General features: G+C 67.4%; 29 protein-coding genes. 21 read left to right on the top strand and 8 right to left on the bottom strand.

Annotated elements, in window-relative coordinates; all coding sequences use genetic code 11:
* The first annotated feature begins 5 nt into the window (after positions 1–5).
* The 3 genes from DV704_RS03385 to folE2 all read left to right on the top strand — a co-directional run bounded on the left by DV704_RS03385 (position 6) and on the right by folE2 (position 2,321).
* Positions 6–419: an NUDIX domain-containing protein gene (locus tag DV704_RS03385; protein ID WP_114798162.1), complete on the top strand. Its 414-nt coding sequence runs from the start codon at positions 6–8 to the stop codon at positions 417–419.
* Positions 416–1,129 carry a bifunctional dihydropteridine reductase/dihydrofolate reductase TmpR gene (gene tmpR / locus DV704_RS03380; protein ID WP_114798161.1) on the top strand — a complete coding sequence of 238 codons (714 nt, stop codon included), beginning with the start codon at positions 416–418 and terminating at the stop codon, positions 1,127–1,129. The genes DV704_RS03385 and tmpR overlap by 4 nt, the downstream gene beginning before the upstream one ends.
* A gap of 160 nt (positions 1,130–1,289) precedes the next feature.
* Positions 1,290–2,321: a GTP cyclohydrolase FolE2 gene (gene folE2 / locus DV704_RS03375; RefSeq protein ID WP_114798160.1), complete on the top strand. Its 1,032-nt coding sequence runs from the start codon at positions 1,290–1,292 to the stop codon at positions 2,319–2,321.
* Here folE2 and deoD read toward each other — a convergent pair.
* Positions 2,318–3,025 (bottom strand): purine-nucleoside phosphorylase, encoded by a 708-nt coding sequence (gene deoD / locus DV704_RS03370; protein ID WP_114798159.1) that lies wholly within the window; start codon positions 3,023–3,025, stop codon positions 2,318–2,320. The two genes, folE2 and deoD, sit on opposite strands and share 4 nt — an antisense overlap.
* A gap of 50 nt (positions 3,026–3,075) precedes the next feature.
* Between deoD and DV704_RS03365 the strand changes: the two genes are divergently transcribed.
* From DV704_RS03365 to DV704_RS03345, 5 genes are all read left to right on the top strand, one after another.
* Positions 3,076–4,194, top strand: coding sequence for a M20 family metallopeptidase (locus tag DV704_RS03365; RefSeq protein ID WP_114798158.1), 1,119 nt, complete (start codon positions 3,076–3,078; stop codon positions 4,192–4,194).
* 61 nt (positions 4,195–4,255) lie between these two features.
* Positions 4,256–4,876 (top strand): hypothetical protein, encoded by a 621-nt coding sequence (locus DV704_RS03360; RefSeq protein ID WP_114798157.1) that lies wholly within the window; start codon positions 4,256–4,258, stop codon positions 4,874–4,876.
* 3 nt (positions 4,877–4,879) lie between these two features.
* Positions 4,880–6,433, top strand: a complete 1,554-nt coding sequence (locus DV704_RS03355) for a hypothetical protein (protein WP_114798156.1) — start codon at positions 4,880–4,882, stop codon at positions 6,431–6,433.
* Positions 6,430–7,563, top strand: a complete 1,134-nt coding sequence (locus tag DV704_RS03350; RefSeq protein ID WP_114798155.1) for an LptF/LptG family permease — start codon at positions 6,430–6,432, stop codon at positions 7,561–7,563. The genes DV704_RS03355 and DV704_RS03350 overlap by 4 nt, the downstream gene beginning before the upstream one ends.
* 29 nt (positions 7,564–7,592) lie before the next feature.
* Positions 7,593–8,681 carry a DegT/DnrJ/EryC1/StrS aminotransferase family protein gene (locus DV704_RS03345; protein ID WP_114798154.1) on the top strand — a complete coding sequence of 363 codons (1,089 nt, stop codon included), beginning with the start codon at positions 7,593–7,595 and terminating at the stop codon, positions 8,679–8,681.
* Here the strand turns inward: DV704_RS03345 and DV704_RS03340 are convergent.
* Positions 8,678–9,397, bottom strand: a complete 720-nt coding sequence (locus DV704_RS03340) for a DUF58 domain-containing protein (protein WP_114798153.1) — start codon at positions 9,395–9,397, stop codon at positions 8,678–8,680. The genes DV704_RS03345 and DV704_RS03340 overlap by 4 nt on opposite strands.
* Before the next feature lie 54 nt (positions 9,398–9,451).
* A complete protein-coding gene (gene aceA / locus DV704_RS03335; protein ID WP_114798152.1) occupies positions 9,452–10,747 on the bottom strand; it encodes an isocitrate lyase in 1,296 nt (431 codons plus the stop codon).
* A gap of 193 nt (positions 10,748–10,940) precedes the next feature.
* Here aceA and ispG point away from each other — a divergent pair, with 193 nt between their 5' ends.
* Positions 10,941–12,155 carry a flavodoxin-dependent (E)-4-hydroxy-3-methylbut-2-enyl-diphosphate synthase gene (gene ispG, locus DV704_RS03330; RefSeq protein WP_114798151.1) on the top strand — a complete coding sequence of 405 codons (1,215 nt, stop codon included), beginning with the start codon at positions 10,941–10,943 and terminating at the stop codon, positions 12,153–12,155.
* Here the strand turns inward: ispG and DV704_RS03325 are convergent.
* Positions 12,152–12,526 carry a hypothetical protein gene (locus DV704_RS03325; protein ID WP_114798150.1) on the bottom strand — a complete coding sequence of 125 codons (375 nt, stop codon included), beginning with the start codon at positions 12,524–12,526 and terminating at the stop codon, positions 12,152–12,154. The two genes, ispG and DV704_RS03325, sit on opposite strands and share 4 nt — an antisense overlap.
* A gap of 9 nt (positions 12,527–12,535) precedes the next feature.
* A complete protein-coding gene (locus tag DV704_RS03320; RefSeq protein ID WP_114798149.1) occupies positions 12,536–13,525 on the bottom strand; it encodes a malate dehydrogenase in 990 nt (329 codons plus the stop codon).
* Between the two features lie 240 nt (positions 13,526–13,765).
* On the opposite strand from DV704_RS03320, the gene ffh reads away from it, so the two are divergent.
* The 8 genes from ffh to DV704_RS03280 are packed head-to-tail and all read left to right on the top strand — an operon-like array spanning position 13,766 to position 18,662.
* Positions 13,766–15,064, top strand: a complete 1,299-nt coding sequence (gene ffh / locus DV704_RS03315) for a signal recognition particle protein (RefSeq protein ID WP_114798148.1) — start codon at positions 13,766–13,768, stop codon at positions 15,062–15,064.
* Between the two features lie 12 nt (positions 15,065–15,076).
* Complete coding sequence (gene rpsP, locus DV704_RS03310; RefSeq protein WP_114798147.1) at positions 15,077–15,319, top strand: 30S ribosomal protein S16; 243 nt, start codon at positions 15,077–15,079, stop codon at positions 15,317–15,319.
* Between the two features lie 9 nt (positions 15,320–15,328).
* Positions 15,329–15,547 carry a KH domain-containing protein gene (locus DV704_RS03305; protein ID WP_114798146.1) on the top strand — a complete coding sequence of 73 codons (219 nt, stop codon included), beginning with the start codon at positions 15,329–15,331 and terminating at the stop codon, positions 15,545–15,547.
* A 5-nt stretch (positions 15,548–15,552) separates the two neighbouring features.
* A complete protein-coding gene (gene rimM, locus DV704_RS03300; RefSeq protein ID WP_114798145.1) occupies positions 15,553–16,041 on the top strand; it encodes a ribosome maturation factor RimM in 489 nt (162 codons plus the stop codon).
* Positions 16,042–16,752: a tRNA (guanosine(37)-N1)-methyltransferase TrmD gene (gene trmD / locus DV704_RS03295; RefSeq protein ID WP_114798144.1), complete on the top strand. Its 711-nt coding sequence runs from the start codon at positions 16,042–16,044 to the stop codon at positions 16,750–16,752. It abuts the gene before it with no gap.
* 4 nt (positions 16,753–16,756) lie between these two features.
* Positions 16,757–17,464 (top strand): pseudouridine synthase, encoded by a 708-nt coding sequence (locus DV704_RS03290; RefSeq protein WP_114798143.1) that lies wholly within the window; start codon positions 16,757–16,759, stop codon positions 17,462–17,464.
* Positions 17,465–17,466: 2 nt separating this feature from the next.
* Complete coding sequence (gene hpt / locus DV704_RS03285; protein ID WP_114798416.1) at positions 17,467–17,988, top strand: hypoxanthine phosphoribosyltransferase; 522 nt, start codon at positions 17,467–17,469, stop codon at positions 17,986–17,988.
* A complete protein-coding gene (locus tag DV704_RS03280; RefSeq protein ID WP_114798142.1) occupies positions 17,985–18,662 on the top strand; it encodes a queuosine precursor transporter in 678 nt (225 codons plus the stop codon). The genes hpt and DV704_RS03280 overlap by 4 nt, the downstream gene beginning before the upstream one ends.
* Here the strand turns inward: DV704_RS03280 and DV704_RS03275 are convergent.
* On the bottom strand, positions 18,659–18,922 hold the full coding sequence (locus DV704_RS03275) for a hypothetical protein (RefSeq protein WP_114798141.1): 264 nt from the start codon (positions 18,920–18,922) through the stop codon (positions 18,659–18,661). The genes DV704_RS03280 and DV704_RS03275 overlap by 4 nt on opposite strands.
* Before the next feature lie 32 nt (positions 18,923–18,954).
* Here DV704_RS03275 and DV704_RS03270 point away from each other — a divergent pair, with 32 nt between their 5' ends.
* From DV704_RS03270 to metK, 4 genes are all read left to right on the top strand, one after another.
* The gene (locus tag DV704_RS03270) at positions 18,955–19,884 is read left to right on the top strand and encodes a nucleoside hydrolase (protein ID WP_114798140.1); all 930 of its coding nucleotides are present in this window, start codon (positions 18,955–18,957) and stop codon (positions 19,882–19,884) included.
* A 3-nt stretch (positions 19,885–19,887) separates the two neighbouring features.
* A complete protein-coding gene (locus tag DV704_RS03265) occupies positions 19,888–21,120 on the top strand; it encodes a DUF4127 family protein (RefSeq protein ID WP_114798139.1) in 1,233 nt (410 codons plus the stop codon).
* Between the two features lie 122 nt (positions 21,121–21,242).
* Positions 21,243–23,822, top strand: a complete 2,580-nt coding sequence (locus DV704_RS03260) for a GAF domain-containing protein (RefSeq protein WP_114798138.1) — start codon at positions 21,243–21,245, stop codon at positions 23,820–23,822.
* Positions 23,823–23,902: 80 nt separating this feature from the next.
* Positions 23,903–25,075 (top strand): methionine adenosyltransferase, encoded by a 1,173-nt coding sequence (gene metK / locus DV704_RS03255; protein WP_114798415.1) that lies wholly within the window; start codon positions 23,903–23,905, stop codon positions 25,073–25,075.
* Here the strand turns inward: metK and DV704_RS03250 are convergent.
* Positions 25,072–25,881, bottom strand: a complete 810-nt coding sequence (locus DV704_RS03250) for a [LysW]-aminoadipate kinase (protein WP_114798137.1) — start codon at positions 25,879–25,881, stop codon at positions 25,072–25,074. The genes metK and DV704_RS03250 overlap by 4 nt on opposite strands.
* Positions 25,882–25,905: 24 nt before the next feature.
* On the bottom strand, positions 25,906–26,424 hold the full coding sequence (gene yjjX, locus DV704_RS03245) for an inosine/xanthosine triphosphatase (RefSeq protein ID WP_114798136.1): 519 nt from the start codon (positions 26,422–26,424) through the stop codon (positions 25,906–25,908).

Below are 26,424 nucleotides of genomic sequence, written 5' to 3'. Positions count from 1 at the left end.
GGTGCATGGAGGCAAAGTATCCCATTCCCACTGTAGGCGCGCTGGTACGGGGCCCCTCAGGGCGGGTGCTCATAGTAAGAACCCCCAAGTGGCGGGGGCTTTGGGGGGTGCCGGGGGGCAAGGTGCACTGGGGCGAGCCCCTGGAGGAGGCGCTTAGACGGGAGTTTTTGGAAGAGGTGGGGCTCCCCCTTACCCACCTGCGCTTCGCCCTCCTGCAAGAGGGGGTGTTCGACCCAGAATTCCATCGGCCAGAGCACTTCCTCTTCATCAACTACTTCGCCGAAGCGCAAAGCGAGGCCGTGGTGCCCAACCCGGAGATCGCCGAATGGGCCTGGGTAGAGGCAGAGGCAGCGCTGGACTACCCCCTAAACCGCATCACCCAGCTCCTCCTCCAGGCCTACCTGAAGGAGGCGAGGTGAGGCGGGCAGCCCTGGTCACCGGCTCGGCCCGGGGCATTGGCCGGGCCATCCTGCTCGCGCTGGCGGAGCAGGGCTTCGACGTAGCGGTGCACTACCGCAAGAGCGCGGAGGAGGCCGAGGCCACCCGGCGAGAGGCCGAGCGGCTTGGGGTGCGGGCTATCAAAGTCCAGGGCGATGTAACCCGGCCGGAGGAGGCCCGCCGCTTGGTGCACGCGGTTGCATCGGAGCTGGGGGGAATACAGGTCCTGGTCAACAACGTGGGCGACTACCTCAAGAAACCCCTGGAGGCGGTCTCGCCCGCAGAGTGGGACTGGATTCTCGACTCCAACCTGAACGCCCCCTTCTACCTCACCCAAGCGGCCCTGCCCTACCTCTGCGCCACCGGGTACGGGCGGGTGGTGAACCTGGGCTTCGCTGGCGCCTTGCAGCTTCGGGCCTGGCCCCACACCACCCCCTACGTGATTGCCAAGGCTGGCCTGGCGCTCTACAGCAAGGCGCTGGCCGCACGGCTGGCCTCCAAAGGGGTCACCGTCAACGTGGTGGCGCCTGGGGTGGCCGAAAACTCCCTCTCCAAGCCCATCGAAGAGATTCCCATGGGCCGTCTGGCCGGCCTGGCTGAGGTGGCCCGGGCGGTGCTTTTCTTCATAAAGGAGGAAAACGGCTATATCACCGGCCAGGTCCTGGAGGTCGCTGGGGGATGGAACCTGTGAAGACAGCCGTCCAGCTTACGTTTAGTCTGCGTACAGGGTGGCATGCTGGACGGGTGCGGCCCCCGCACCAGGCGGAAGGGAGATGGCCGGGGGCCACGGTCGCGCTCCCTTCGGAATTCTAGCCGCCGGACTCCTCGAGGTTGCTGGCGGAAAAAAGGAGATGCCGTTGCTTCGGGAAAATGAAATCCTCGAGCCCCTCCCTCTAAAACCCAGCAAAACCCCTACCCGAAAAGCCTACCTCTTCCGCAACACCGAGGGGGCAGAGCCCACCATCGTGCGGCGCTACGACGCCCACTTCCGGCCCGACGCGGCCTACCGGGCCAGCCTGCCCGACATGACCGAGACCGTGGATGCGGTGGAGGGGGCCAACGTGCCCATTCCCCAGGTGGGCATCGCCGGCTTCCGCATGCCTCTGAAGTTCCTGACCTTAGAGGGAGAGGCACTGACCCTGGAGGCCCGCATCACCGGCACGGTCTCGCTCGAGGCTGACCTCAAGGGCATCAACATGAGCCGCATTCTCCGCACCTTCTACGCCCGCAAGGACGAGGCCTTTGGGCTGGAAACCCTGGCCCAGGTGGTGCGCGACTACCAGCGGGAGCTGGGAAGCCTCACAGCACGGGTCAAGGTGGCCTTCAACTACCCCATGCGCCTGCCCTCGCTGCGCTCGGGGTTGGAGGGGTACCAGTACTACAGCGCCAGCTACGAGGCCGCAGTAGAGGGGGATGGGCCCGTGCGTCGCTACATCGAGCTCGACTTCGTCTACTCCTCGGCCTGTCCTTGCTCGGCCGAGCTGGCCGAGCACGCCCGCGACGTGCGGGGGGCCTACGCCATCCCCCACAGCCAGCGCTCGGTGGCCCGCATCAGGGTGGAGGTCGCGGCAGAGGCCGGGCTCCACCTGGAGCACCTGGTGCAGCATGCCCGCCAGGCCCTCAAGACCGAGGTCCAGGTGGTGGTCAAACGCGAGGATGAGCAGGCCTTTGCCGAGCTCAACGGGGCTTACGTGAAGTTTGTGGAGGACGCGGTGCGCTTGCTCTACCAAACGCTGGCGGCCGACCCACGCATCCACGACTTCCTGGTGGCCTGCGCTCACCTGGAAAGCCTGCACGCCCACGACGCGGTGGCGGTAATCGCCAAGGGAATCCCGGGGGGCTTCCGGCCCGAGTTCAGCGAGTTCGCCAGCCTGGTGCGTTAGGAGGCGACCACCGACTCCAGGGCCAGCTCGACCATCTGGTCGAAGGTCTCCTGGCGCTCTAGGGGGGTGGAGCGCTCTCCGGTGAGGAGGTGGTCGCTAATCGTGAGGATGCAAAGCGCCCGCACGCCAAAACGGGCTGCCAGGGTGTAGAGCCCGGCCGCCTCCATCTCCACCGCCAGCACCCCATACTGGGCCCAGGGGCGATAGACCTCCTTCTCTTCAGGGTAAAAGGTATCGGTGGAGAGCACATTGCCCACATGGGCAGGAAATCCCCGGGCCTTGGCCTGCACGTAGGCCTTGTAGAGCAGCTCGAAGTCGGCGATAGGGGCGTAGGTCTGCCCCCTAAAGCGCAGGGGGATGAGGGAGGAGTCGGTGCAGGCGGCCTGGGCTATTACCAGGTCGCGCAGGCGCAGATGGGGCTGGATGGCCCCAGCGGTGCCCACCCGCACCAAGGTCTTGCAGCCGTAAAACTCGATGAGCTCGTGGATGTAGATGTTGGCTGAGGGGATGCCCATCCCCGTACCCTGCACGCTGATGCGCCGGCCCTTGTAGGTGCCGGTGTAGCCCAGCATGCCCCGCACCTGGTTGTAAAGCACCGGGTCTTTCAGGAACTTCTCGGCGATGTGCTGGGCCCGCAAGGGATCGCCGGGGAGCAGCACCGTCTCGGCGATGGCGCCTTTTGGGGCGGCGAGGTGCGGTGTCATGGGCCCCATACTACCAGCCCCAGACCCTCCCAAAGGATTAGGATGGACGGGTGAGACCGCTGGCATATCTGCAAACCGGGCTGCCCGCCCTACTGCGCGACATGGAGGCCCTCATCTCGCTGGAATCCCCCTCCCGCCACCTGCCGGGGCTGGCGGCGGTGGCCGACTGGATTGAGACCCGCTTCAGCGCCCTGGGCCCGGTGGAGCGCACCGAGACCTCCAACGGTCCCCTGCTCAAGGCCAGGGTAGCGGGAAGGGGCCGGAGGGTGCTGGTGCTCTGCCACTACGACACCGTCCACCCGGTGGGAAGCTTCCCCAGGGTTTGGCGGGTAGAGGGCGAGCGGGCTTACGGCCCCGGGGTCTACGACATGAAGGGGAACATCGTGCAGCTTTTGTGGGCCCTGCACACCCTTCGTCGGCTGGGGCTGGCCTGGCCCGAGCTGACCCTCCTTTTCACCCCCGACGAAGAAATAGGCTCCCAGGCCTCCCGTCCCTTCATCGAGGCGGAAGCGCGGCAGAGCGAAGCGGTGCTGGTGCTGGAAGCCCCCATGCCCAACGGCGACCTCAAGGTGGCCCGCAAAGGGGTAGGCCTCTACCGAATCACCGCCCGTGGGCGGCCCGCCCACCAGGGGGTGGAGCCGGAAAAAGGGGTCAACGCCATCCTGGAGCTGGCCCACCAGATTCCCAGGATTGTGGCCCTGGAGGATGCAAAGGAGGGAACCACCCTGGGGCCAAACCGGATCCAGGGCGGCACCGCCACCAATGTGGTGGCCGCCGAGGCCTGGGTGGAGGTGGACCTGCGGGTCTGGACCATGGGCGAGGCCCAGCGGGTGGAGCAGGCCCTGAAGGCCCTGCAGCCGGTGCTGCCGGGGGCCAGCCTCCAGGTGGAAGGGGGCCTCAACCGGCCGCCCATGGAGCCCAGCCCGGCCTCGCTGGAACTCTTCGAGATGGCCCGCCGGGTGGGCCAGGAGCTCGGACTGGAGCTGGGCGCTGGGCGGGTGGGGGGCGGCTCGGACGGCAACTTCACCGCGGCCCTGGGGGTGCCCACCCTGGACGGGCTGGGCCTCTTCGGCGAGGCCGCCCACCAACCCAGCGAGAATGTCTACATCCCCCAGATCCCAGGCCGCACCGCTTTATTGTGCGGCATTCTGGAGGAGCTGGCCCGGTGAGACGGAGGTCTTTTGAGCCCACCCTCACGCCATTCATGCGCCCGGCGCTAGGATGAAGCCTATGAGCCGCGTTCTGGTCTTGCTCTTTGTGCTGGGCTTTGCGCTGGCCTCGAGGTTCGCCGGCTTTGAGGTCAAGCCCCGGGGCAACTCCGAACTGGACATCAGCACCGGCGTCTACACCCTGCCCAACGGCGGCACCATCACCGACAACAAAAGCGGGCTGGTGCTGGAAGCCCGCTACATCCAGTACAAGGACGGGGAGTTCATCCGTGCCCAGGGGGCCACCCTGAGGTCCAAAGACGGCGATTTCAGCGCCGCCAGCCTGGAATACCTGCAAAAACCCGACACCCTGCGCATGACAGGGGTACGCTTCAGCTCCAAGGACATCCGGGGGCTCAGCGCCCAGCAGGGGCTTTTGCTGCGGGAGGACGTGCTGGTCCTCAAGGGGGAGGTGCGCTCGAGCGAGCCCTATTTGGAGGCCAGCACGGTGGTGGTAGAGACCGGGAGGAACCAGGCCCTGGTGCTGGGCAGCTTCACCTTCCGCGATGGGTCCACGGTCCTCAGGGGCAACCGGCCCGACAGCACCCTGCTTTTGAGCTTCGGCGAGGGACGGGTGCGGGCCAGCACACGGGTGCCGGCCGAAACTCTGAACCGGCTGCGCCCCTATGCCGATAGACTGTAGGGCGTGTGGTTTTCTCGAAGAGCCTTTGGGGGAGTTCTGGCCTGGCTTGCCCTTGGCCTGGCCTGGGCCACCCCCTGCCGCGACCAGCCCTACACCCTCGAGACCCCCGAGGGGCTGGCGGGCGGTGGGAACCTGGAGTTCGACGGCGAGGTGGCCCTCTTCAGCGATGGGGCCTGCCTGGAGACCCCAGGGCTTACCCTGAGCGCCCCCAGCCTGCGCTACGACCAGGCCAGCGGGGTGCTCGAGGCCCAGGCGGTGGAGGTGGAAACACCCCGCTACCGCCTGTGGGCCGCCGAGGCCCGGGTGCAGGGGCGCATCCTTCAGGCCGCGAATATTCGCGCCACCCCCTGCCGCTGCGGCGACGACCTGCGGCTTCTAGCCCAGACTTTGCACTTCGACACCGAAAGCGGCGAGGTGCTGCTGGAGGAGAGCCGGCTCGAGGCCTACCGCTTCGGCCTGGCCCAGTACACGACCCTCCGCCTAGAGCCCAACCGACCTCTGGCCGCCAGCCTGGGCCTCGACCAACTGGGGAACTCCTCCCCCATCCGCTTCGACTTCGATCAGGGGATGAACCTGGGCCTGAGCGAATTCCCCCTCCTGGGGCTGCCCGCCGCCCCGCGGCTCACCCTGCTGGGCCTTGGGCTGGGCGGCCCCGACCCCACCTTGCGCTTTGGTTTCTCGGTCCGCGAGGAAAATCGCCGGGCTAGCTTCCAGTTCGATGCCAAGGCCAGCAGCCCCAAAAGCCAAAGCGAGATGGTGGATGGCCCCCTCTTCTTCACCCACAACAGCGAGCTGGGCCGCTACGCCTTTGGGCTTCAGGCCAGCTACCCCAACCTCAGGCTTTTCGGCCACATCGCCCAGGACTGGCCCGACGGCACCCCGGCCAGCCAGGTCCGGGGCGTGGCCGCCGGGGCCGAGCTGCGCTACCCTTTGGCCCTGGCCGAAGGCCCTTTTCGCCTGCGGCTGGAGCCTTTCGGGCTCCTGACTTTTTACGACCAGGGGCCGGCCTACTGGGCCTATGGCGGGCGGCTCGAGGGGCGCTTCGAGGGGGACTTTGCCCTGCGGCTGGGCTACACCTGGGTGGAATCCCCCACCCAGGGGCGCTTCTGGCTCGAGCGGCGCGAGGCCGCCCGGAAGCTCGACGGGGGGCTATCCCTTCCGGGCTTCGACCTCGAGGCTGAGCGCGACCTCCTCAAGGCCCAGACCCAAACCCGCCTGCGGCTCGGGCTGCAGCAGCCTTTTGGCGAGCTCTGGGCCCAGTTCCAGGGCTGCTTCGACTGCGTGGGCAAAACCCTGAGCAACGGCCGCGACGACTGGGAACGGCGCGAGCTGGTGCTGGGCTTCAGCCCCAGACCCCTGGAGTGCACCTTTGACCTGAGCCTGGCCCCCTCCATCGGCTACGACTTTCTGCGCCAGGGCATAAGCCGGGCTGGCCTGGAGCTGCGCTACGCCGACTGCTGCTTCGTCTGGCGGCTGGGCTACCAGGCCGTCTACATCGCCCAGCACCCCGACGAGACCCCAGGAAGCCGCCTGGTCTTTGGACTGGAAATCCGATGAGCTACCTAGACCGCTACATCCTGCGCGAGGCCCTCCCCGCCTTCTTCTTCGGGCTGCTCCTTTACGTGGGCTTCGGCCTCCTGAGCAACCTGCTGCCCCGGGCCCAGTGGATGACCACCGCCGAACTCAGCAGCATCCTCAAGTGGCTGGCCCTGCAGGTCCCCCACGCCACCGTGCAGGCCCTGCCCATCGCCGGGCTGCTTGCGGTGATGCTGGCCTTTGGCCGGCTGGCAAGGGAGAACGAGCTTTTGGTGATGCAGGCTGGGGGCATTCCCCTGCTGCGGGCAGCGCGGGTCTTCCTGGCGGGCGGGCTTCTTCTGAGCGGGGCCTCGCTCGCCCTTTCGGAGTGGGTGGTGCCCTGGGCCAACCGGGCCACCGTGGTGGTCTACTGGAACGAGCTGGTGCCCGAGCGCACCGCCCAGTTTCGCCTGGCCGGGCGGGAGCTCGCGGTGGGGGAGTACGTGCTGCGCTTCGAGGGCTTCGACCCTGCCCAGGATGAGCTCAGGCAGGTGCGCCTCGAGCGCTGGCAGGGCCTGACCCAGACCGTCGTCCTGGCCGAAAGCGCCCGGCTGGAAGGCCACCGCATCATCTTCCGCGACTACCGGGTTTTCACCCTGGATTTTGCCCGCCTGCCCCTCCCCAACTTCGCCAGCCTGGCCGAGGCCGAGACCCACCTGCGGGAGGTTTTCAGGGCGCAAAACATCGGTGCTGCAGGGGCCGAGCTCACCGTTCGCCTCCCCCAAAGCCGTGAGGAGTTGGAGGCCCAGTACGCCGGGGGCGGCTTCGAAAGCCCGGTGCCGCTCTCCTCCTGGTGGCGCAAGCTGCAAGACCCCAGCACCCCCCCAGGCGAGCGGCGCGAGGCGCTGGCCCAGTGGCACACCGGCCTCGCTTTGGCCCTGGCCAACCTGCTGGTGCTGGTGCTGGCCCTCCCGGTGGCGGTGCGCCGGGCCAGCAGCCCTGGTGTGGCCCTGGCGCTGGCCTTGGTCCTCACCATCGCCTACTACGTGGCCTTCAGCGTGGGGAAGGTGCTGGCCCTGACCGGGCCGCTGCCCCCGGCCCTGGCCGCCTGGGGGGCCAATCTGCTGGGGGTAGGGGTGGGATTTTGGTTGGGAAAGGGCATCTACCGCTAGCCCTTGCGATAACCTAAAGCGGGTGTGGAATGGTTCCGATTCTCGATCTGAAGCAGGAGTACCTCGAGCTCAAAAGCGAGATTGACACAGCCATCGGCCGGGTGCTGGCCTCGGGCCACTTCATCGGCGGCCCCGAGGTGGAGGCCCTGGAGGCCGAGCTGGCAGAGTATCTAGGCGTGGCCCGGGTGGTGAGCTGCGCCTCTGGCACCGACGCCCTTTTCCTCACCCTGCGGGCTATGGGGGTAGGACCGGGGGATGAGGTGATCACCACCCCCTTTACCTTCATCGCCACCCTCGAGGCCATCCTGCACGCGGGGGCCCGGCCGGTGCTGGTGGATATCGACCCCCAGACCTTCAACCTGAACCCGGCCCTTCTGCCCGAAGCCCTCTCCCCCCGGACCCGGGCCATTCTGCCGGTGCACCTCTACGGCCAGGTGGCCCCTATGGATGAAATCCTGGCCTTTGCCCGGCAGCACGGACTTTGGGTGCTGGAGGACGCAGCCCAGGCCATAGGGGCCCGCTACCTGCACCGCCCAGCCGGCACCCTGGGCCAAGCCGGGGCCTTCAGCCTCTACCCCAGCAAAAACCTTGGGGCCTACGGCGACGGGGGGTTCATCGCCACGCAGGACCCTGCCTTAGCCGAAGAGGCCCGCCTGCTCGCGGCCCACGGGGCCAAGGTGCGCTACCACCACGTGCGGGCTGCCGGGTACACCTCGAGGCTGGACGCCCTTCAGGCGGCCATCCTGCGGGCCAAGCTGCCCCACCTAGAGCGCTGGAACGCCCGCCGCCGGGAAATCGCAGCCCGCTACACCCAGGCCCTGAAGCACCGCGTCCAGACCCCTTGCGAGATGCCCTACGCCCTGCATATCTACCACCAGTACACCATCCGCCACCCGGAGCGCGACCGGCTGGCCGCCCACCTAAAAGCCCGGGGCATCGGCTGCAGCGTGCACTACCCCCTCCCAGCCCACCTGCAGCCGGCCTACCGGCACCTGGCCCCGGAAGGCAGCCTGCCCGCGGCCGAGGCCGCCGCCCGCGAGGTGCTCTCCTTGCCCATGCACCCTTTCCTGCGGGAGGAGCAGATAGAGGCGGTGATCCAGGCCGTGCTGGCCTTCTAGCGCTCCTCCAGCACCCCCTGGCGCAAGAGCGCTGGCAAAATGGGCTCCCCCACCCGCAGCAAAGCGTAGCTGCCCAGCCGGCGGGCCACCGTGCGCAAGCGCAGCAGATGCGCCTCCAAGGCCACACGGTAGCCGGCCACCTCCGCCGGGCCCACCTCGAGCCGCCCGCCCGTCTCCACGTCTTGGAGCAAGGCCTCGGTGAAGCCGGGTGAAAGCTCCTCAGGGGCCAGCACCTGCACCAGCACCACCCGCCTCAGCCGCTGCAAAAGGCGCGACCAGTCCAGAGCATCCAGCCCGTCGGTGATGAGCACCGTCACCCCCCGCGGGCGGGGCGCGGCCAGGAGGGCCGAGGGGCCGGCCTCCACCGCCCTGACCGCCCCGAGGTAGCGCCCGCCCCCCCAAAGAAAAGCCCCCTCGGGCCGGGCCAGGCCGGCTAGAAGGCGGAAAACCCGCTCGGCAAAGGCCTGCTTCCCCCCCAGGGCCATGCTGGGGGAGCCGTCCAGGAAAAAGGTGAAGCGGGCCGGGGCCTCGGCCTGGAAAAGCCGGGTGTAGAGCCGGCCGGTGCGAGCAAAGGCCCGCCAGTCGATGAAGCGGGGCTCGTCCCCCGGGGCGTAGCCCCTGAGCTCGTAGAACTCCAGCCCCCGCCCTGGCCGGGCCAGCCTGCGCTCCCCGGGCAGGGGCTGGGTGGGCCGGGTGCGGATGCGGTAGCGGGTCACAGCCCCCAGAATACAAAGGCGGCGGCCCAGGCCGCCGCCTTTGCGGGCAGTTTTTCAGTGGAACTGGGCCTCCTCGGTCGAGCCCACCAAGGCCGCGGTGGAGGCCTGTCCGGCGGTGATGGCCATCAGCACCTCGTCGAAGTAGCCCGCCCCCACCTCGCGCTGGTGCTTGACCGCGGTGAAGCCGTCCTTTTCGGCAGCGAACTCGAGCTGCTGCAGCTCCACAAAGGCGCTCATACCGCGCTCCTTGTAGGCCTTGGCCAGCTCGAAGGTGCGGTAGTTCAGGTTGTGCCAGCCTGCCAGGGTGATGAACTGGAACTTGTAGCCCATGGCCCCCAGCTCCCGCTGGAACTTGGCGATCGTCTCATCATCGAGGTTCTTTTTCCAATTGAAGCTGGGCGAGCAGTTGTAGGCCAGCATCTTCCCCGGGAACTCCTTGTGCACCGCCTCGGCGAACTTGCGGGCCACCTCCAGATCGGGGGTGCTGGTCTCCATCCAAAGGAGGTCGGCGTAGGGCGCGTAGGCCAGGGCCCGGGTGATGCAGGCCTCGAGGCCGTTCTTGAAGCGGTAGAATCCCTCCAGGGTGCGCTCGCCGGTCTTCACAAAGGGCCGGTCGCGCTCGTCTATATCGCTGGTGATGAGGGTGGCGGCCTCGGCGTCGGTGCGGGCGATGATCAGGGTAGGCACCCCCATCACATCGGCGGCCAGCCGGGCCGCGTTCAGGGTGCGAATGTGCTGCGAGATGGGAATCAGCACCTTGCCCCCCAGGTGGCCGCACTTCTTCTCGCTACTGAGCTGGTCTTCCCAGTGCACCGCGGCAGCGCCGGCCTCAATCATGGCCCGCATCAGCTCGAAGGCGTTTAGGGGCCCGCCAAACCCGGCCTCGGCGTCGGCCACGATGGGGGCGTACCAGTAGCGGCCGCTCTTGCCCTCGGCCCGTTCAATCTGGTCGGCCCGCATCAGGGCGTTGTTGATGCGCTTGACCACCGCCGGCACCGAGTTGGCCGGGTAGAGCGACTGGTCGGGGTAGGTCTGGGCCGCCAGGTTGGCATCGGCGGCCACCTGCCAGCCCGAGAGATAGATGGCCTCCAGGCCCGCCTTCACCATCTGCACCGCCTGGGCCCCGGTGTAGGCCCCAAAGGTGTTGACGTAGGGCCGGGTGTGCAAAAGCTCCCAAAGCCGCTCTGCCCCGGCTTTGGCCAGCGTTTGCTCGGGCAGCAGGCTCGGTCGCAGGCGCACCACATCCTCTGGGGTGTAGTCGCGCTTGATGCCCCTCCAGCGGGGGCTGGTCTCCCACTCGCGGCGCAGCTTCTCGGCCTCCAGCTTCATCTCAGGGGTCAGGGTAGACATATCAACCTCCTGCCTTTGAGTATGGAATGGCCCCGAAAGGCATGGATGGTGTATATCAGGGTCGGCCACACCTGAGAAAAGTGTACCTTTTGCTTGGGTACACGTACACCGATTCGGGACCGGGTGTAGCTAGGCCGCAAAAACTGCAGCCCAGAGCAAAGGGGTATGGGGTGTTTCTAGTAGACTTAAACGCATGGTGAAGCGGCGCCAAACCCCCACGGTCTGGGTGGGCCCGGTGCCCGTGGGGGGCGAGCACCCGGTGGTGGTGCAGTCCATGACCAACACCGACACTGCCGATGTGGAGGCCACCGTGGGCCAGGTCTGGGCCCTGGTGCGGGCAGGCTCCGAGGTGGTGCGGATGACCGTCAACCACGACGAGGCCGCCCAAGCGGTGCCCGAGATTAAGCAGAGGTTGCTGGACCTGGGGGTAAGGGTGCCCCTGGTGGGGGACTTCCACTTCAATGGGCATATCCTGTTGCGGAAGTACCCGGCCATGGCCCAGGCCCTGGACAAGTACCGCATCAACCCCGGCACGGTGGGGCGGGGCAAGCAGCAGGACCCCAACTTCCGCACCATGTGCGAGGTGGCTTTGGAATACGGCAAGCCGGTGCGCATCGGGGTGAACTGGGGCTCCCTCGACGCGGCCCTCCTGGATGAGATGATGGAGGCCAACGCTAAGCTGCCCGAGCCTGAGGACGCCCACCGGGTCACCCTCAAGACCATCGTGGAGTCGGCGGTGCGAAGCTATGAGTGGGCCCTCAGGTACGGCCTGGGCGAGGACAAAATCATCCTCTCGGCCAAGGTCTCCCGGGCCCCCGACCTGTGGTGGGTTTACCGCGAGCTGGCCCGGCGTACCCCGGCCCCCCTACACCTGGGCCTAACCGAGGCCGGGATGGGGACGAGCGGCATCGTCAACAGCGCGGCAGGTCTGGTTCCCCTGCTGGCCGAGGGAATCGGGGATACCATCCGGGTCTCCATCACCCCTGCCCCGGGCGAGCCCCGCACCAAAGAGGTGGAGGTGGCCCTGGAGATCCTGCAGGCCGTGGGGCTGAGGCAGTTTGCCCCCAGCGTCGCCAGCTGCCCCGGCTGCGGCCGCACCACCAGCACCTTCTTTCAGGAACTGGCGCTGCAGGTCGCAAGCCACCTTCAGGCCCAGATGGCCCAGTGGCGCAACCTATACCCCGGGGTGGAAAACCTCAAGGTAGCGGTAATGGGCTGCGTGGTGAACGGCCCCGGGGAGTCCAAGCACGCCGACATCGGCATCTCGCTGCCCGGCACCGGCGAGGCCCCCCGCGCCCCGGTCTACATCGACGGCAAGCTGGCCACCACCCTGAAGGGGGAGCGCATCGCCGAGGAGTTCATCGCCCTGGTAGAGGACTACGTACAAAAGCGCTTCAGCCCACGCTAGGGCCCAGCGCAGCCCACTGGGGCGGTGGGGCTTTCCAGCAGCCACCAGGCGCCGGAGGAAAGCTGGCCCGCTTTGTAGTAGATGTGCCCCGCCTCAGCCGCGGGGGTCTGGTCGGCCAGGGCCACCTCGAGCCCCGTGCACTCCTCCACCCCACCCCAAAGGGCATAGACCTGCCCCCGCTGGGGGATATCGGCCGGGCCAAAACCCTCACTCAGGGAGACCCACTGGTGCAGCCGCACCCGCACCCAGCAGCCGCCCCGCGCAGGAACCAGGCCCACCACCTGGCCGGTGGCGGTATAGGTGCGCTGCGGGGCATGCCAGCCTACGCCCAGCAGGAAGACCAGCAACCCCACCGCGGCCCGCCGCAGCATTCTATTAGACTAGCGGATAAGGCCCAGCTTGAGCACCGCGTCGCGCTCCTCGGCCAGCTCCCTGGCGCTTATGTCCATCCGCTCGCGGCTGAATTCGTTGATCTCCAACCCCTCCACAATGGCGAAATCGCCGTCCCTGCACACGCAGGGGTAGCTGTAGACCAGCCCTTCGGGAATGCCATAGGAGCCGTCCGAAGGCACCGCCATGCTCACCCAGTCGCCCTCGGGGGTGCCCAAAGCCCAGTTGCGCATGTGGTCAATGGCCGCGCTGGCCGCGCTGGCCGCCGAGGAAGCCCCCCGGGCCTCGATGATCTCTGCCCCCCGCCGGGCCACCTTGGGGATATAGGTGTTCACATACCAGTCGTGGTCGCCCACTAGCTCATAGGCGTTCCGCCCCCCCACCTCGCAGTGGAAGAGGTCGGGGTACTGGGTGAGGGAGTGGTTGCCCCAGACGGTCATCCGGCGAATCTCGCCGACCGGCACCTTCAGCCGGGCCGCGAGCTGGGCGATGGCCCGGTTGTGGTCGAGCCGGGTCATGGCGTGAATCTGGCGGGGTGAAAGGTTGGGGGCGTTGTGGTAGGTGATGAGGGCGTTGGTGTTGGCCGGGTTGCCCACCACCAACACCTTCACGTGCCGCCGGGCCACCTCGGAAAGCGCCTGCCCCTGGGCGGTGAAAATCGCCCCGTTGGCCTGCAGGAGGTCGGAGCGCTCCATACCCTGCTTGCGCGGCATGGCCCCCACCAGCAAAGCATAGTCGGCATCGGCAAAGGCCACCCTGGGGTCGTCGGTGGCCACGATGCCGGCCAGGGTGGGGAAGGCACAGTCCTCCAACTCCATAATCACCCCGTTTAGGGCCTTGAGCGCTGGGGTGATTTCCAGAAGCTGAAGGATGACCGGCTGGTCCTTGCCCAGCATCTCGCCCGCAGCAATGCGGAAGAGAAGGCTATAGCCGATTTGGCCGGCCGCACCGGTTACCGCTACGCGTACAGGGGATTTCATCGTCTGGCTCCTTTCTTCTGGGCTTCCGCCCTCGACTGCCGCCCACGATAATACCCGCTGCGGCCGCGCGGGGTGGAAGCCTCGAGCGGGGTAGTTACACTTTCAAATTAATGCATAAGGTTTATTGCTATTGACACGCTCAATCCATTGCTGCTACCCTAGCCAGCAGCCCCGAAAAAGCGGGGCAAAAATCGCAAAAGCACCTTTAGTGGTTTCTTGGGCACCTGGAGCGGATGAACGATGTTTGAAACCCTTTCCCAGCGCCTCCGCGCGGCAGTAGACCGGCTGCGCGGGCGGGGGCGCATCAGCGAGGCCGACCTCAAGGCCACCTTGCGGGAGATTCGTGTCTCGCTGCTCGAGGCCGACGTGAACCTCGAGGTGGCCAAGGAGTTCGTACAGCGGGTACAGGAAAAGGCCCTGGGGCGGGCGGTGCTGGAAAGCCTGACCCCAGCCGAGCAGATCCTGGCCGTGGTGTACGAGGAGCTGGTGCAGATGCTGGGGGGAGAGGCCCGGCAACCGGTGCTCAAGACCGAAGGCAACCTCTGGCTCATGGTGGGGCTGCAGGGCTCGGGCAAGACCACCACCAGCGGCAAGCTGGCCCAGTTCTACAAGTCCAAAGGGCGCCGGCCCCTGCTGGTCGCCGCCGACACCCAGCGCCCCGCCGCCCGGGAACAGCTACGCATCCTGGGGGAGCGAATTGGGGTGCCGGTCCTGGAGGTGGCCGATGGCGAGACGCCCGAGACCACCCGGGCCCGGCTGCAGCAACACCTCACCTTCGACTACCGCGACCTGGTCATCGTGGACACCGCTGGGCGGCTCCAGATTGACGAGGCCCTGATGGCCGAGCTGGCCCGGCTCAAGGCGGTGCTGGGCCCTTCAGAAACCCTCCTGGTGGTGGATGCCATGACCGGTCAGGAGGCCCTTGCCGTGGCGCGGAGCTTCGATGAGCGGGTGGGGGTCTCGGGCCTGGTGCTCACCAAGCTGGACGGGGATGCCCGGGGCGGGGCTGCCCTCTCGGCCCGCCACGTGACCGGCAAGCCCATCTACTTCGCGGGGGTCTCGGAGAAGCTCGAGGGCCTGGAGCCCTTCTACCCCGACCGCCTGGCCCAGCGCATTTTGGGCATGGGCGACCTTCAGACCCTCTTAGAGCGGGCCAAGCAGGCTGAGCTCGAGGCCCCCCAGAAAGCCCCCAAGGACCTCACCCTGGAAGACCTCATCGTCCAGATGCGCCAGATGCGCAAGATGGGCAGCTTCGGCGAGATTCTGGGCATGATACCCGGTCTCTCGCGCATGCTGCCCCCGGGCTTCTCGGTGGACGAAAAGCAGCTTCGGCGCATGGAGGCCATCGTGCTCTCCATGACCCCTGAGGAGCGGCGCGAGCCCCGGATTCTAAATGCCTCCCGCCGCAAGCGCATCGCCGCCGGTTCAGGCACCAGCGTGCAGGAGGTCAACCGGCTCATCAAAACCTTCGAGGAGACCAAACAGGTGCTCAAGACCCTGGCCAAGCAGCCGCGGGGCCGGGGCCTTTTCAGGCGATAAGGGAGAACGAATATGGTCAAGATCCGTTTAGCTCGTTTTGGCTCTAGAGGCAACCCCCACTACCGCATCGTGGTGATGGACAGCCGCACCAAGCGCGATGGCGGCTATATCGAGCGGCTGGGCTACTACGACCCCCGCAAAACCACCAAGGACTGGCTCAAGCTCGACCTGGAGCGGGTCCAGTACTGGCTCTCGGTAGGGGCCCAGCCCACCGACAGGGTGAAGAAGCTCATCAAGCTGGCCAGCGGCCAGTAGGGCAGTCCGATGAGAGACCTGGTGGAGTACCTGGCCAAGGCGGTGGTGGACCACCCCGGGGCGGTACGGGTCGATGAGCGGCGGGGCCGCGAGGGCTGGGTCTACTACATCGAAACCCACCCCGAGGACAAGGGCCGCCTCATCGGGCGCCAAGGGCGGGTCATCGAGGCCATCCGGACCGTGGTGCGCTCGTTTGGCAAGGGCCGGGTGAACGTGGAAGTGCGCTAAGCCCTATGGAACGGGTGGAGATCGGCCGGCTGGGCAGGCCCTATGGTCTCTCGGGCGGGCTTAAGTTCCGGGGGGAGCCGGTGGTGCTGGCCCTGAAGAGGGTTTACCTCGAGGGCCTGGGCTACCGGGCCATCGCCAAAAGCGAGAACCTGAACCAGGAGATCGTCCTCTACCTGGCCGGAGTGAACAGCCGCGACGCCGCCGAGGCGCTGGTGGGCCTTCGGGTCTACACCGACCGGGCCGAACTGCCCAGGCTGGAGGAGGGCAGCTACTACTACTTCGAGCTCATAGGGCGCCCGGTCTTTGTGGATGGCAAGCCCTTCGGCGAGGTGGCCGATATGCGGGAAGGGCCGCAGGACCTCTTGGTCATCCGGGCCCAGGGCAGCTCGCTCAGGGCCCGGCACCGAACCTACCTGGTACCCCTGCAAGCCCCCTACGTGCGGGTGGAGGAAGGGGGCATCCACATCGAGGCCATCCCCGGGCTTTTCGACTAGATGAAGTACACCATCCTGACGCTGTTCCCCGAGCTCATCCGGCCCTGGACGGAGGAGTCCATCCTGAAAAAGGCCATCCAGCGGGGGCTGATTGGGGTGGAGGTCCGGGACATCCGGGCCTACGCAGCAAACAAGCACAAAACCGTGGACGACACCCCCTACGGTGGGGGAGCGGGGATGGTGATGCGGGTGGACGTGGTGGTGCGGGCCATCGAGGACGCCGGCCCCGCCGATGAGGTCATCCTCCTTACCCCCGCAGGCGTCCCCTTCCACCAGCGCCTGGCCGAGGAACTGGCGCAAAAGCAGCACCTGGTGCTGGTCTGCGGCCGCTACGAGGGCATCGACGCCCGGGTGGAACACTTCGTGACCCGGGAGATCTCCATCGGCGACTACGTGCTCATGGGGGGGGAGCTGGCGGCTTTGGTCATCCTGGAAGCCACCGCAAGGCTCGTGCCCGGTGTCATCAAGGAGGCCGAAAGCCATCGCCAGGACTCCTTCGCCACCGGCCTGCTGGACCATCCTCACTACACCCGACCCCCAGAGTTCCGCGGGCTTGGGGTGCCCGAGGTGCTCATCTCGGGCCATCACGCCAAAATCGCCGAGTGGCGGCGCAAGGAGGCCCTGCGCCGGACCCGGCTGCGCCGCCCCGACCTCTTGGAAAAAGCCCCGCTCTCCCCCGAGGAGCGGGCCTGGCTCGAGCAGGAGGGTTGACCCTATGCGGCTGCAACAGTTTCTGGCCCGCGCGGGCATCGCCAGCCGCCGCAAGGCTGAGGAGCTCATACGCTCTGGGCGGGTAACGGTAAATGACCAGGTGGCGGCGCTGGGCACGGTGGTAGGGCCGAACGACGTGGTGCGGCTGGACGGTGAGCGGGTACGCCTGCCGCGCAAGACGGTGGTGATTGCGCTGCACAAACCCCGGGGCTACACCACCACCCACCAGGACCCCCACGCGGAAAAGCTGGTCTACAGCCTGGTCCCCCCCCACCCGGGGCTGCACGCGGTGGGGCGGCTGGACAAGGAGACCGAGGGGCTGCTGCTGCTCACCAACGACGGCCAGCTCACCCAGCTTTTGACCCACCCCCGGTACCAGGTGCCCAAGCTCTACCGGGCCTGGTGCAAAGGCGGCCGGGTGAGCCCGGCGGTGTGCCGCCGGCTGGAGGAGGGGGTGGTGCTGGAGGATGGGCTGGCTCGAGCCCTGGAGGCCAGCCCGGCCCGGGGCGGGGTGAAGCTGGTGATCGCTGAGGGGCGCAAGCGCGAGGTGCGCCGCATGCTGCAGGCGGTGGGCTGCCCGGTGGAGCGGCTGGTGCGGCTTGCGGTGGGGCCGATTGAGCTGGGAGACCTGCCGGTAGGGGGCTGGCGCTACCTGAGCCCCGCAGAAATTCAGCAGCTTCGCCAGGCCGCCTGGCTTAGAATCGAGCCGTGAGCATCTTTCAGCCTGGCAAGGGGAGGGTGCAGATCAGCGAGGCCCAGATTGCCGAGCGCATCCGGGCCCTCGGAGCGGCCATCAGGCAGGACTACGCAGGCCAGGAACCCCATCTGGTCTGCGTGCTCAACGGGGCCTTCATCTTCATGGCCGACCTGGTGCGGGCCATCGACCTCCCCCTGACCCTGGACTTCCTGGCGGTCTCCTCCTACGGCAACGCCGAGAAGAGCAGCGGCGAGGTGGAGCTCATCAAGGACCTGCGGCTGCCCATCGCGGGCCGCCAGGTCATCATCGTGGAGGATATCGTGGACACCGGGATTACCCTAAACTACCTGCTGCGGCTCCTCGAGGCCCGGCAACCGGCCTCGCTCCGGGTGGCGGCCTTGCTCTCCAAGCCCAGCCGCCGCCAGGTAGAGGTTCCCATCCACTACCTGGGCTTTGAGATTGAGGACGCCTTCGTCTACGGCTACGGCCTGGACCGGGCCCAGCGCGACCGCAACCTGCCCTTCATCACCTCGCAATGAGAAGCTACCGCTACCTCGACCTCATCACCGCTGCCTTCGTGGCGGTGCTCATCGTCTCCAACATCGCCTCCACCAAGGTGGTGCTCTTCGGCCCCTTCACCTTCGACGGGGGCACCTTACTCTTTCCCTTGGCCTATATCTTCGGGGACATTCTCACCGAGGTCTACGGCTACCGGCGGGCCCGTCGGGTAATCTGGACGGGTTTTTTCCTTCTGCTCCTGACTACCCTCACCCTGGGCCTGGTAAGCGCTCTGCCCGCCCCTGACGACGCGTTTAGCCAGAACTCGGCCGAGGCCTTCAGCACGCTTTTGGGCCTGGTGCCGCGCATCGCCCTGGCCAGCCTGGTGGCCTACTGGGTGGGGGAGTTCGCCAACAGCTACATCCTGGCCCGGCTCAAGGTGGCCACCCAGGGGCGCTGGCTGGCCCTGCGCACCATCGGCTCGACCCTGGTGGGGCAGGGTTTGGACACGGCCATCTTTCTGCTGGTGGCCTTCTACGGGGTCTGGGAGCCCCAGCTTTTGTGGACCGTTTTCGTCTCCAACTACGTCTTCAAGGTGGGCGTCGAGGTGCTCTTCACCCCCCTCACCTACGCCGTGGTGGGCTTTTTGAAACGGGCCGAGGGCGAGGACTACTACGACCGCAACACCCGCTTCAACCCCTTCTCCTTCGGTTAGAAGCGGCGGATCTTCATGCTCTGCACCTGTCCGGTCTCGGCGTTGATGCGGAAGACCTTGTACTCGCGGGTACGGGCCGCCTCCCCCAGGCTCAGGTAGGCGGTGGGCTCGCGCACCACGAAGGAGAGGGTTACCTCCCAGAACTGGTTGTCCGGGGTAAGTTCGACCTCCTCGAGCCGCAGTTCGGGCAGTTGCTTCTCGCTGTAGAGGCTTTGGATATAGTCCATGGCAATCCGGACCGCCTCTTTGACCTCGAGCATGCCCTTAGTCTACCTGGGGTAAGCTGTAGGCCGTGGCGCGCAAGATCATCCTGGACTGCGACCCCGGCCACGACGACGCCATTGCTATGATGCTGGCCCTGGCCAGCCCGGAGCTGGAGGTCCTGGGGATCACCACGGTGTACGGCAACGTGGCCCTGGAACGCACCACCCACAACGCCCTGGTGGTGCTCGAGGTGCTCGGCAAGCACGTCCCGGTCTACCCAGGGGCCGAGCGGCCTTTGGTGCGGGAGCGCATCAGCGCCGAGCTGGTGCACGGCACCTCGGGGCTGGCCGGGCCCGTTCTGCCCACCCCAAGCCAGAAACCCGAGCCCCTCCATGCCGTCCAGTTCATCATCGAGCAAATAGAGCGCTACCCTGGCGAGGTCACCCTGGTGCCGGTGGGGCCCCTGACCAACCTGGCCCTAGCCCTGCGGCTCGCCCCCCGCATCGCCCCCAAAATCCAGCAGATCGTGCTGATGGGGGGCTCGGTGGACCTAGGCAACTGGAGCCCCAGCGCCGAGTTCAACATCCTGGCCGACCCCCATGCGGCCAGGATTGTCTTCAGCGCCGGGGTGCCCCTGGTGATGATGGGCCTCAATCTAACCCACCAGACCGTGGCCCACCCCGAGCGGCTGGCCCGGTTTCGCGCGCTGGGCAACCGGGCTGGGGTTTTTGTCGCAGAGCTGCTGGAGTTCTTCCGCCTACACCACCAAAAGCGCTACGGCTGGGACGGCGCTCCCATCCACGACGCTTGCGCGGTGGCCTACCTGCTCCGGCCCGAAATTTTCCGCACCGAGCGGTTTTACGTGGAGGTGGAGGCCAACGAGGGGCTCTGCTTTGGCCGAACGGTCTGCGACTTCTGGCGGATCACCGGCCAGGCCCCCAACTGCACCGTGGGGCTTGGGATAGACGTCGAAGGCTTCTACCGGCTTCTGCTGGAGCGCCTGGCCCGCCTCAGGTGAATTATGCGGAGTCTTTGGCTTACCCTGGGGCTGCTCTCATCGCTGGCCTGGGCCTACCCCAGCGGGGTGGTGTACATACCCCTCGACGACCGACCCCCCAACTGGTCGCCCTGCCGCTGGGAACTGGTGCGCTGCCCACCGCGGGAAGTCTACCGGGGCCGCAAAGGGGCCGATCTGGCCCTGCTGTGGGGCTGGCTGGTGGGCCAGCCGGGGCAGATGCTGGTGGCCAGCCTGGACGCTTTGGTCTACGGTGGCCTGGTGCAAAGCCGCAGCGCCCGGGTTTCCGTAGAGGAGGCCCGACGACGCCTGGGGGTGCTCCGCTACTGGCAGGCCACCTGGGGCCCGGTGTTGGCCTTCGGGGTCATACCCCGCCACCCCGACGCGGTGGACCGAGGGCGCAACCTGGCCCTGCTGCGGGGCCTGGAGGGGTTCAGCTACGTGGAGGCCCCCTGGGACGACGCCCTGCCCGGTTCCCCGGCTGTGGCCGAGGCCGCCACCCTGGACCTGCCCACCCGCCCCGGGGCCGACGAAGCCGGGCAGGTAATGCTGCTCAGAGCCCTAAACCCCGGGCTGCGCGTGCGGGTCCTCTACGACCACCCCCAGGCCCCCGAGCAAATCGCCCGCTACGACGGGATTGCGCTGGGGGAGTCGGTGCGGCGGCTTTTGGCCTCGGCAAAGGCCATCGAGGTCTCCGAGCGGCCCGACCTGGTGCTTCTGGTCTACACCGGCCGCGACCCCCGCCAGGGCCTCCTAGGTGTGCTCCAGGGTCTTCGCCAGGCCCCTGTGGCAATCGCCGATATCGCCCGGGTCAACCGAGGCGACCCCGCCCTGATGCGCTACCTGCTGGCCCTGGACCTCTACCCTGCCCTGGCCGCCTATGCGGCCTGGGGCACCCCCAGCAACAACCTGGGCGCGGCCCTGGCCCAAGGCGGCCTGTTTGCCCCTCTTCCCTGCCAGCGGGCCGGCAACCCCAGCGGCTTCTGTGAGCAGAGGCGCACCCGGGCCCTGGCCCAGGCCTACCTGGAGTACCTGTGGGGGGAGGTGGGCCGGCCCTGGGTGCGGGCCCACTTCACCGAGCCCTTGGGGGAAGAGGCTGCCCACCATACCCTAAAGCGGCTCCAGGCCGAGCCCATGCCCCGCTTCCCCAGGGGGGCGCTCGTGCCCACCCACCTGCGCTTCCCCTGGCAGCGCAGCTTTGAGGCGGAGTGGGCCTACCGTTTTTCAGGTGAAGATTAAGACCTGAAGGACAGGCTGCTTACCATAGCCCGGAAAAACCCGTGCTACCTTGCGTATTATGCTCTGCAACTTGTGACGCATAAACCGCGGCAAGGGGCAAGGGGGGCTAGGCTTAGCCGGGAATGAGCGCGTTTTACCAGGGAATGCTGGCGCTATTACGGGAGCTGGTGGACAGCCCCAGCCCCGAGGCGCTGCTGCGGGTGGCGCTGGAGCGGGCTCTGCGGCTTATCCCGGGCGCCCAAGCCGGCTCGGCCCTGCTGAGGGAAGGCCCCCGCTATCGTTTTGCGGCCCTGCAGGGCCATGCCATACCCCTGCCCGACTACCCCATCAGCCTGGAGGCCCAGCTCCGCTGGTACGGCGGCAGCCTGGAGGAAGCCCTCGAGGCCAGGCCCCGAATCACGCGGGCCAGCCCCGACCTGAGCGGCCTTGCCCCCCAGGACCGACGAAGCCTGCAACCCATTAACTGGTCCCTCAACATCCCCCTGCCCATTCTCAACCGGGTGGAGGCCTGGCTTTGCCTGGACCGCTTTGAGGCCGCACCCTTTCCCCAAGAAACCCTCGCCTACGCAAAGGAGCTGGGCCAGAGCCTGGTGGTCGCGCTGCTAGCCCTCAAGGAGCGGCAAAACACCCAGGCCCGGCTCGAGCGGGAAGAACGCCTGGCGCGGGCACTGGCCGCCCTGGGGGCTTTCCAGGAAGCCAAGGAGCTGTGGCAGGCCCTGCCCCAGCTTATGCTGGAGGTCCTGGGCGCGGAAAGCGCGGTGGTGCTACAGCGAGAGGGGGACGAACTCGTGGTGGCCTTCGCAGCCAACTGGGAGGCTCCCCTTGGCCACCGCATTCCCCGGGGGAAAGGCATCGCCTGGGGCGCTTTGGAGAGGCGTAGGGTGGAGATGATCGCCTGGGACGACCCCCGGGTCTACCTGAGGCCGGAAGCGCTGCGCGACCACTACGCCGTGTACGTACCCCTACACGACGGAGGCCAACAGGACTTCGGGGTGGTGGCCGCTTACGCCCAGGGGCCCTTCGGGGCGGAGGACATAGCGGTGCTGGAAGCCTTCGGCCAGGGCGTGGGGCAGGCCCTGGCCCGGCTTTTGGCCCAGGCTGCCCAGGCCCGCGAGCTTACCCGGCTCAAGACCCTAGCCCAGATCAGCTCCCAGCTAAGCAGCCTGTGCTCCACCGAAGAGCTCTTGCGGCGGGTGGTGACGGTGGCCCTCGAGCAAACCCGAGCCTCCACCAGCCTGCTCTGCCTCTACCGGCCGGACGAGGACCTGCTCGAAATAGCCGCTGCAGCAGGCTACGCTGCGGAAAACGCCCCAGGGGCCCGCTTTGGGCGGGGCCAGGGATTGGCCTGGCGGGTGCTGGAGTCGCGCCAACCCCTCTACCTGCCCGATGCCTCCTCCCATCCCGAGGCCGTCTACCTCTCCGGACGGCGAACGCGGGGGAGCTACCTGGGGGTACCCCTGAGCGACCCTGAGGGCCGGCTGATGGGGGTACTCTCGGTGGACACCGCAGGGGTAGGGGGCGACCTCCAGCCCCACGACCGGTACGTGATGGAGGCCCTGGCCGAGGTCACCGGGGTGGTCTACTCCCGGCTGAGGGCGCTGGAAAAGGCCTGGCAGGAGACCACGCGCTACCGCCGGCTGGTGCAGATGTCGGCCGAGCTGGAGAGCCTGGAGGAGCCGGCCTCCATGGCCCGGCGGGCCCTGGAGACCCTGATCGAGCTGACCGGGTTTTCGGCGGGGGGGTTCTACCAGCTAAAGCAGGAACAAGGGCTGGTGCAGCTCATCGTGGGGCATGAAGAGACGGGCCAAAAGCGCCTCGGTCACTTCGCCAAGCTGCCGGTGGTGCTGGGGCAGGGCTTCATGGGCCTGGCCCTGGCCACCGGCCGGGTGCAGCACATCGAGGACTACCAAACCTGGGAGGGAGCCTGGCCTGCGCTCAAACCCCACAACCTGCGCACCCTGCTTACCGCGCCGCTGTTTCTGCGCGGGGCACCCTACGGGGCCCTGACCTTGGCCAGCTTCGACCGCAGGACCGAGGTTTCGGAAGAAGATAAAGCCCTATTAGAAGCGGTGGCCCGGCGGCTCGAGCGGGCCCTGGAGCGGGCTGCTCACCTGGAGGAGATCCACCGTACCCGCGAGGACGCCCTGAGGGCCTTGGGGCTTGGGCTGGAGCTGCGCGACCTGGAGACCAGGGGGCACACCGAGCGGGTGGTGGCCCTGAGCGAGGCCTTGGGAAGAGCCCTGGGTTTTCCCGACCTGGAAGGGCTGCGCCTGGGGGCCTACCTACACGACCTGGGCAAGCTGGCCATCCCTGACGCCATCCTGCTCAAACCAGGCCCCCTCACCGAGGCCGAGTGGCGCACCATGCAAAGCCATTGCGACATAGGCTTTGGCATGCTGGAAAGCCTGGGATTTCTCTCCCAGACCGCGCGCAACATCGTGCGCTACCATCACGAGCGGATGGATGGCTCGGGCTATCCTTTTGGCCTCAAAGGGGAGGAAATCCCCTTAGAGGCCCGTCTATTCGCGGTGGTGGACGTCTACGACGCCCTGATGCACGAGCGCCCCTACAAGCCGGCCTGGAGCCAGGCCGAGGCCCTGGAGGAGCTGGAGCGCCAGGCTGGGCGCACGCTGGACGCTGGGGTGGTGCGGACCTTCATCCGGCTGGTTACCGCGCCCACCCGCATCCGCAAGCATCCCTGAAAGCCCGCCCCTCAACATGCGGCCCGGGGGGTGCTATACTTTTGCGGTTGACGCGGCTACCCCGCGAGAGGAGGAGAAAGTTGCGACGACTGGTGACTTCGGAATCGGTGACGGAGGGGCACCCCGACAAGCTGGCCGACCGCATCTCCGATGCGATTCTGGACGCAATCCTAGCCAAAGACCCGGAGGCCCGGGTGGCCTGCGAAACCCTGGTGACCACCGGGCTGGTGATGGTGGCCGGGGAGATCACCACCCAGGCCTACGTGGACATCCCCCGGTTGGTACGCCAGACCGTGCTCGAGGTGGGCTATACCCGGGCCAAGTACGGTTTTGACGGGGATACCTGCGCGGTGCTCACCGCCATTGACGAGCAGTCGCCCGATATCGCCGGAGGGGTCAACGAGTCTTGGGAGTGGCGGGTGCTGGGCTCCCGGGACGAGCTCGACCGCATTGGGGCTGGCGACCAGGGGCTGATGTTCGGCTACGCCACCGACGAAACCCCTGAGCTGATGCCCCTGCCCATCTCGCTGGCCCACCGCCTGACCCGGCGCCTGGCCGAGGCCCGCAAGACCGGCGAGATTCCCTATCTGCGCCCCGACGGCAAGGCCCAGGTAACGGTGGTCTACGAAGGCCAGAAGCCCCTGTACGTGGGCACCGCCCTGGTTTCGGCGCAGCACTCCGAGGAGGTGGAGGCCGACCAGATCGCCCACGACATCCGCACCAAGGTGATCGAGCGGGCCATTCCCGAGCAGTACCTGAGCAAGGAGACCCTCTACCTGGTCAACCCTTCGGGCAAGTTTGTAATCGGCGGCCCTCACGGCGACACCGGCCTCACCGGGCGCAAGATCATCGTGGACACTTATGGCGGGGCGGTGCCCCACGGCGGGGGGGCCTTCAGCGGCAAGGACCCCACCAAGGTGGACCGCTCGGCGGCCTACTACGCGCGCTATATGGCCAAGAACATCGTGGCCGCCGGGCTGGCCAAGCGAGCCCTGGTGGAGCTGGCCTACGCCATCGGCAAGGCCCGCCCGGTGGGCATGCGGGTGGAGACCTTCGGCACAGGCACAGTCTCGGATGAGAAGCTAACCGAAGCGGCCCAGAAGGTCTTCGACGCCCGCCCGCGGGCCATTATCGAGCAGCTCGAGCTGCGGCGCCCCATCTACACCCCCACCTCGGCCTACGGGCACTTTGGCCGCGAAGGCTTCCCCTGGGAACGAACCGACCGAATCGAGGCGCTGCAGCGCGCCCTTTAGCGCACCACCGTGCCCTGGCCCTCCAGGGCCGCCCGGATGGGGCGTTCGATGCGGGCATCGCCAAAGACCACCCGGCCCACCCCGCCCCGAACCGCCTCCACCGCGCCCAGCACCTTTTTCTTCATCCGGCCCTGGGCCACGGCCAGGTACTGCGGGTCGCCGGCCCGCTCGGCGGGAATCTCCCGGATTAGGCTCGACTCATCGGGGAAGTTGGCCAGCAGGCCCGGCACGTTGGAAAGAAGCAGCAGCGCCTCGGCGCCAAGAGCCCTGGCCAGCATGGCCGCAGCCGTATCGCCATCGGTGTTGATGGCCTCGCCCTGGTAGGAGATGGCCGGTGGGGTGAGCACCGGCAGGTAGCCCGCGTCCAGAAGCAGGCCCAGCAGGGCGGTGTTCACCCTCTCCACCGTACCCGTGTAGTCGCCCCGGTGAATCTTGATCTTCCCGTTTTCGATGTACTTGACCGCATCCTTGCGCCTGCCCTCGAAGATTCGCCCGTCCAGCCCTGAAAGGCCTACGGCGTTCACCCCCTCGCGCTGCAACAGCTCCACTATGCGCTTGTTGACCAGACCGCAGTAGACCATCTCGAATATCTCCAAGGTCTTGCGGTCGGTGAGGCGGCTGGTGAGGCCGCCGGGATGGGTAAGGAACTGCGGGGGATGGCCCAGGGCCTCCGCAATCCGGTTGGTCTCGCTGCTGCCCCCGTGCACCAGGATGAGCCGCTGGCCCTCATTCCACAGCGTCGCAGCGTCCTTGGCCACTGCCTCGTAGTTGATGCCCTCAGCACCGCCTACCTTCACCACAATCATGGTCCAAACCTCGCAAACCCGTTGCTAGGGGTACAGCTCGGGGCGCAGAAAAGGCGGCAGGGCCAGCTCCAGGGTATGCCGCCAGAACTCCATGCGCTCGAGGCGGGCCAGGGTAAGGACGCCCACCGCCCCGAGGCCCTTTTTGGTGTCCTTCTGTCCCACCAGCTCGTCCATCACCCGGCCCAGCTCCTCCCCTCCCCGCACCCGCTCTGCCACCCTGGGGGGCAGCAGAACCGAGCCCCCCCGCGCCAGGCCCTTCCTTCCATCAACCCGCAGGATTACCGCCACATTGAAAAGCCAGGCCCCTTCCGCGTCAAACTCCACCCCCGCCTCGAGCCCCACCCCAAAGACCGCCCCCGGCCAGGCCAAGGCAGCCCGCGCCCGGTTTAGCGCCCCCAGAAGGGTCTCCTCGTAGCCGATGGGCTGGTCACGCACCCCGCTCGCCACCTCCACCCCCTGCACCCCCAGCCCCGGAAAGACCTCGGCGAAAACCTGCCGGGCCGGCTCGAGCTTGGCCGGGTTGGTGCTGCCCACGAGGATCAT

Origin of the sequence: Meiothermus sp. QL-1 (assembly GCF_003351145.1) — a bacterium.
Taxonomy (GTDB): domain Bacteria; phylum Deinococcota; class Deinococci; order Deinococcales; family Thermaceae; genus Meiothermus.
Note: the sequence above shows the minus strand (reverse complement) of the source record. Positions and strands in the feature narration are given on the sequence as shown.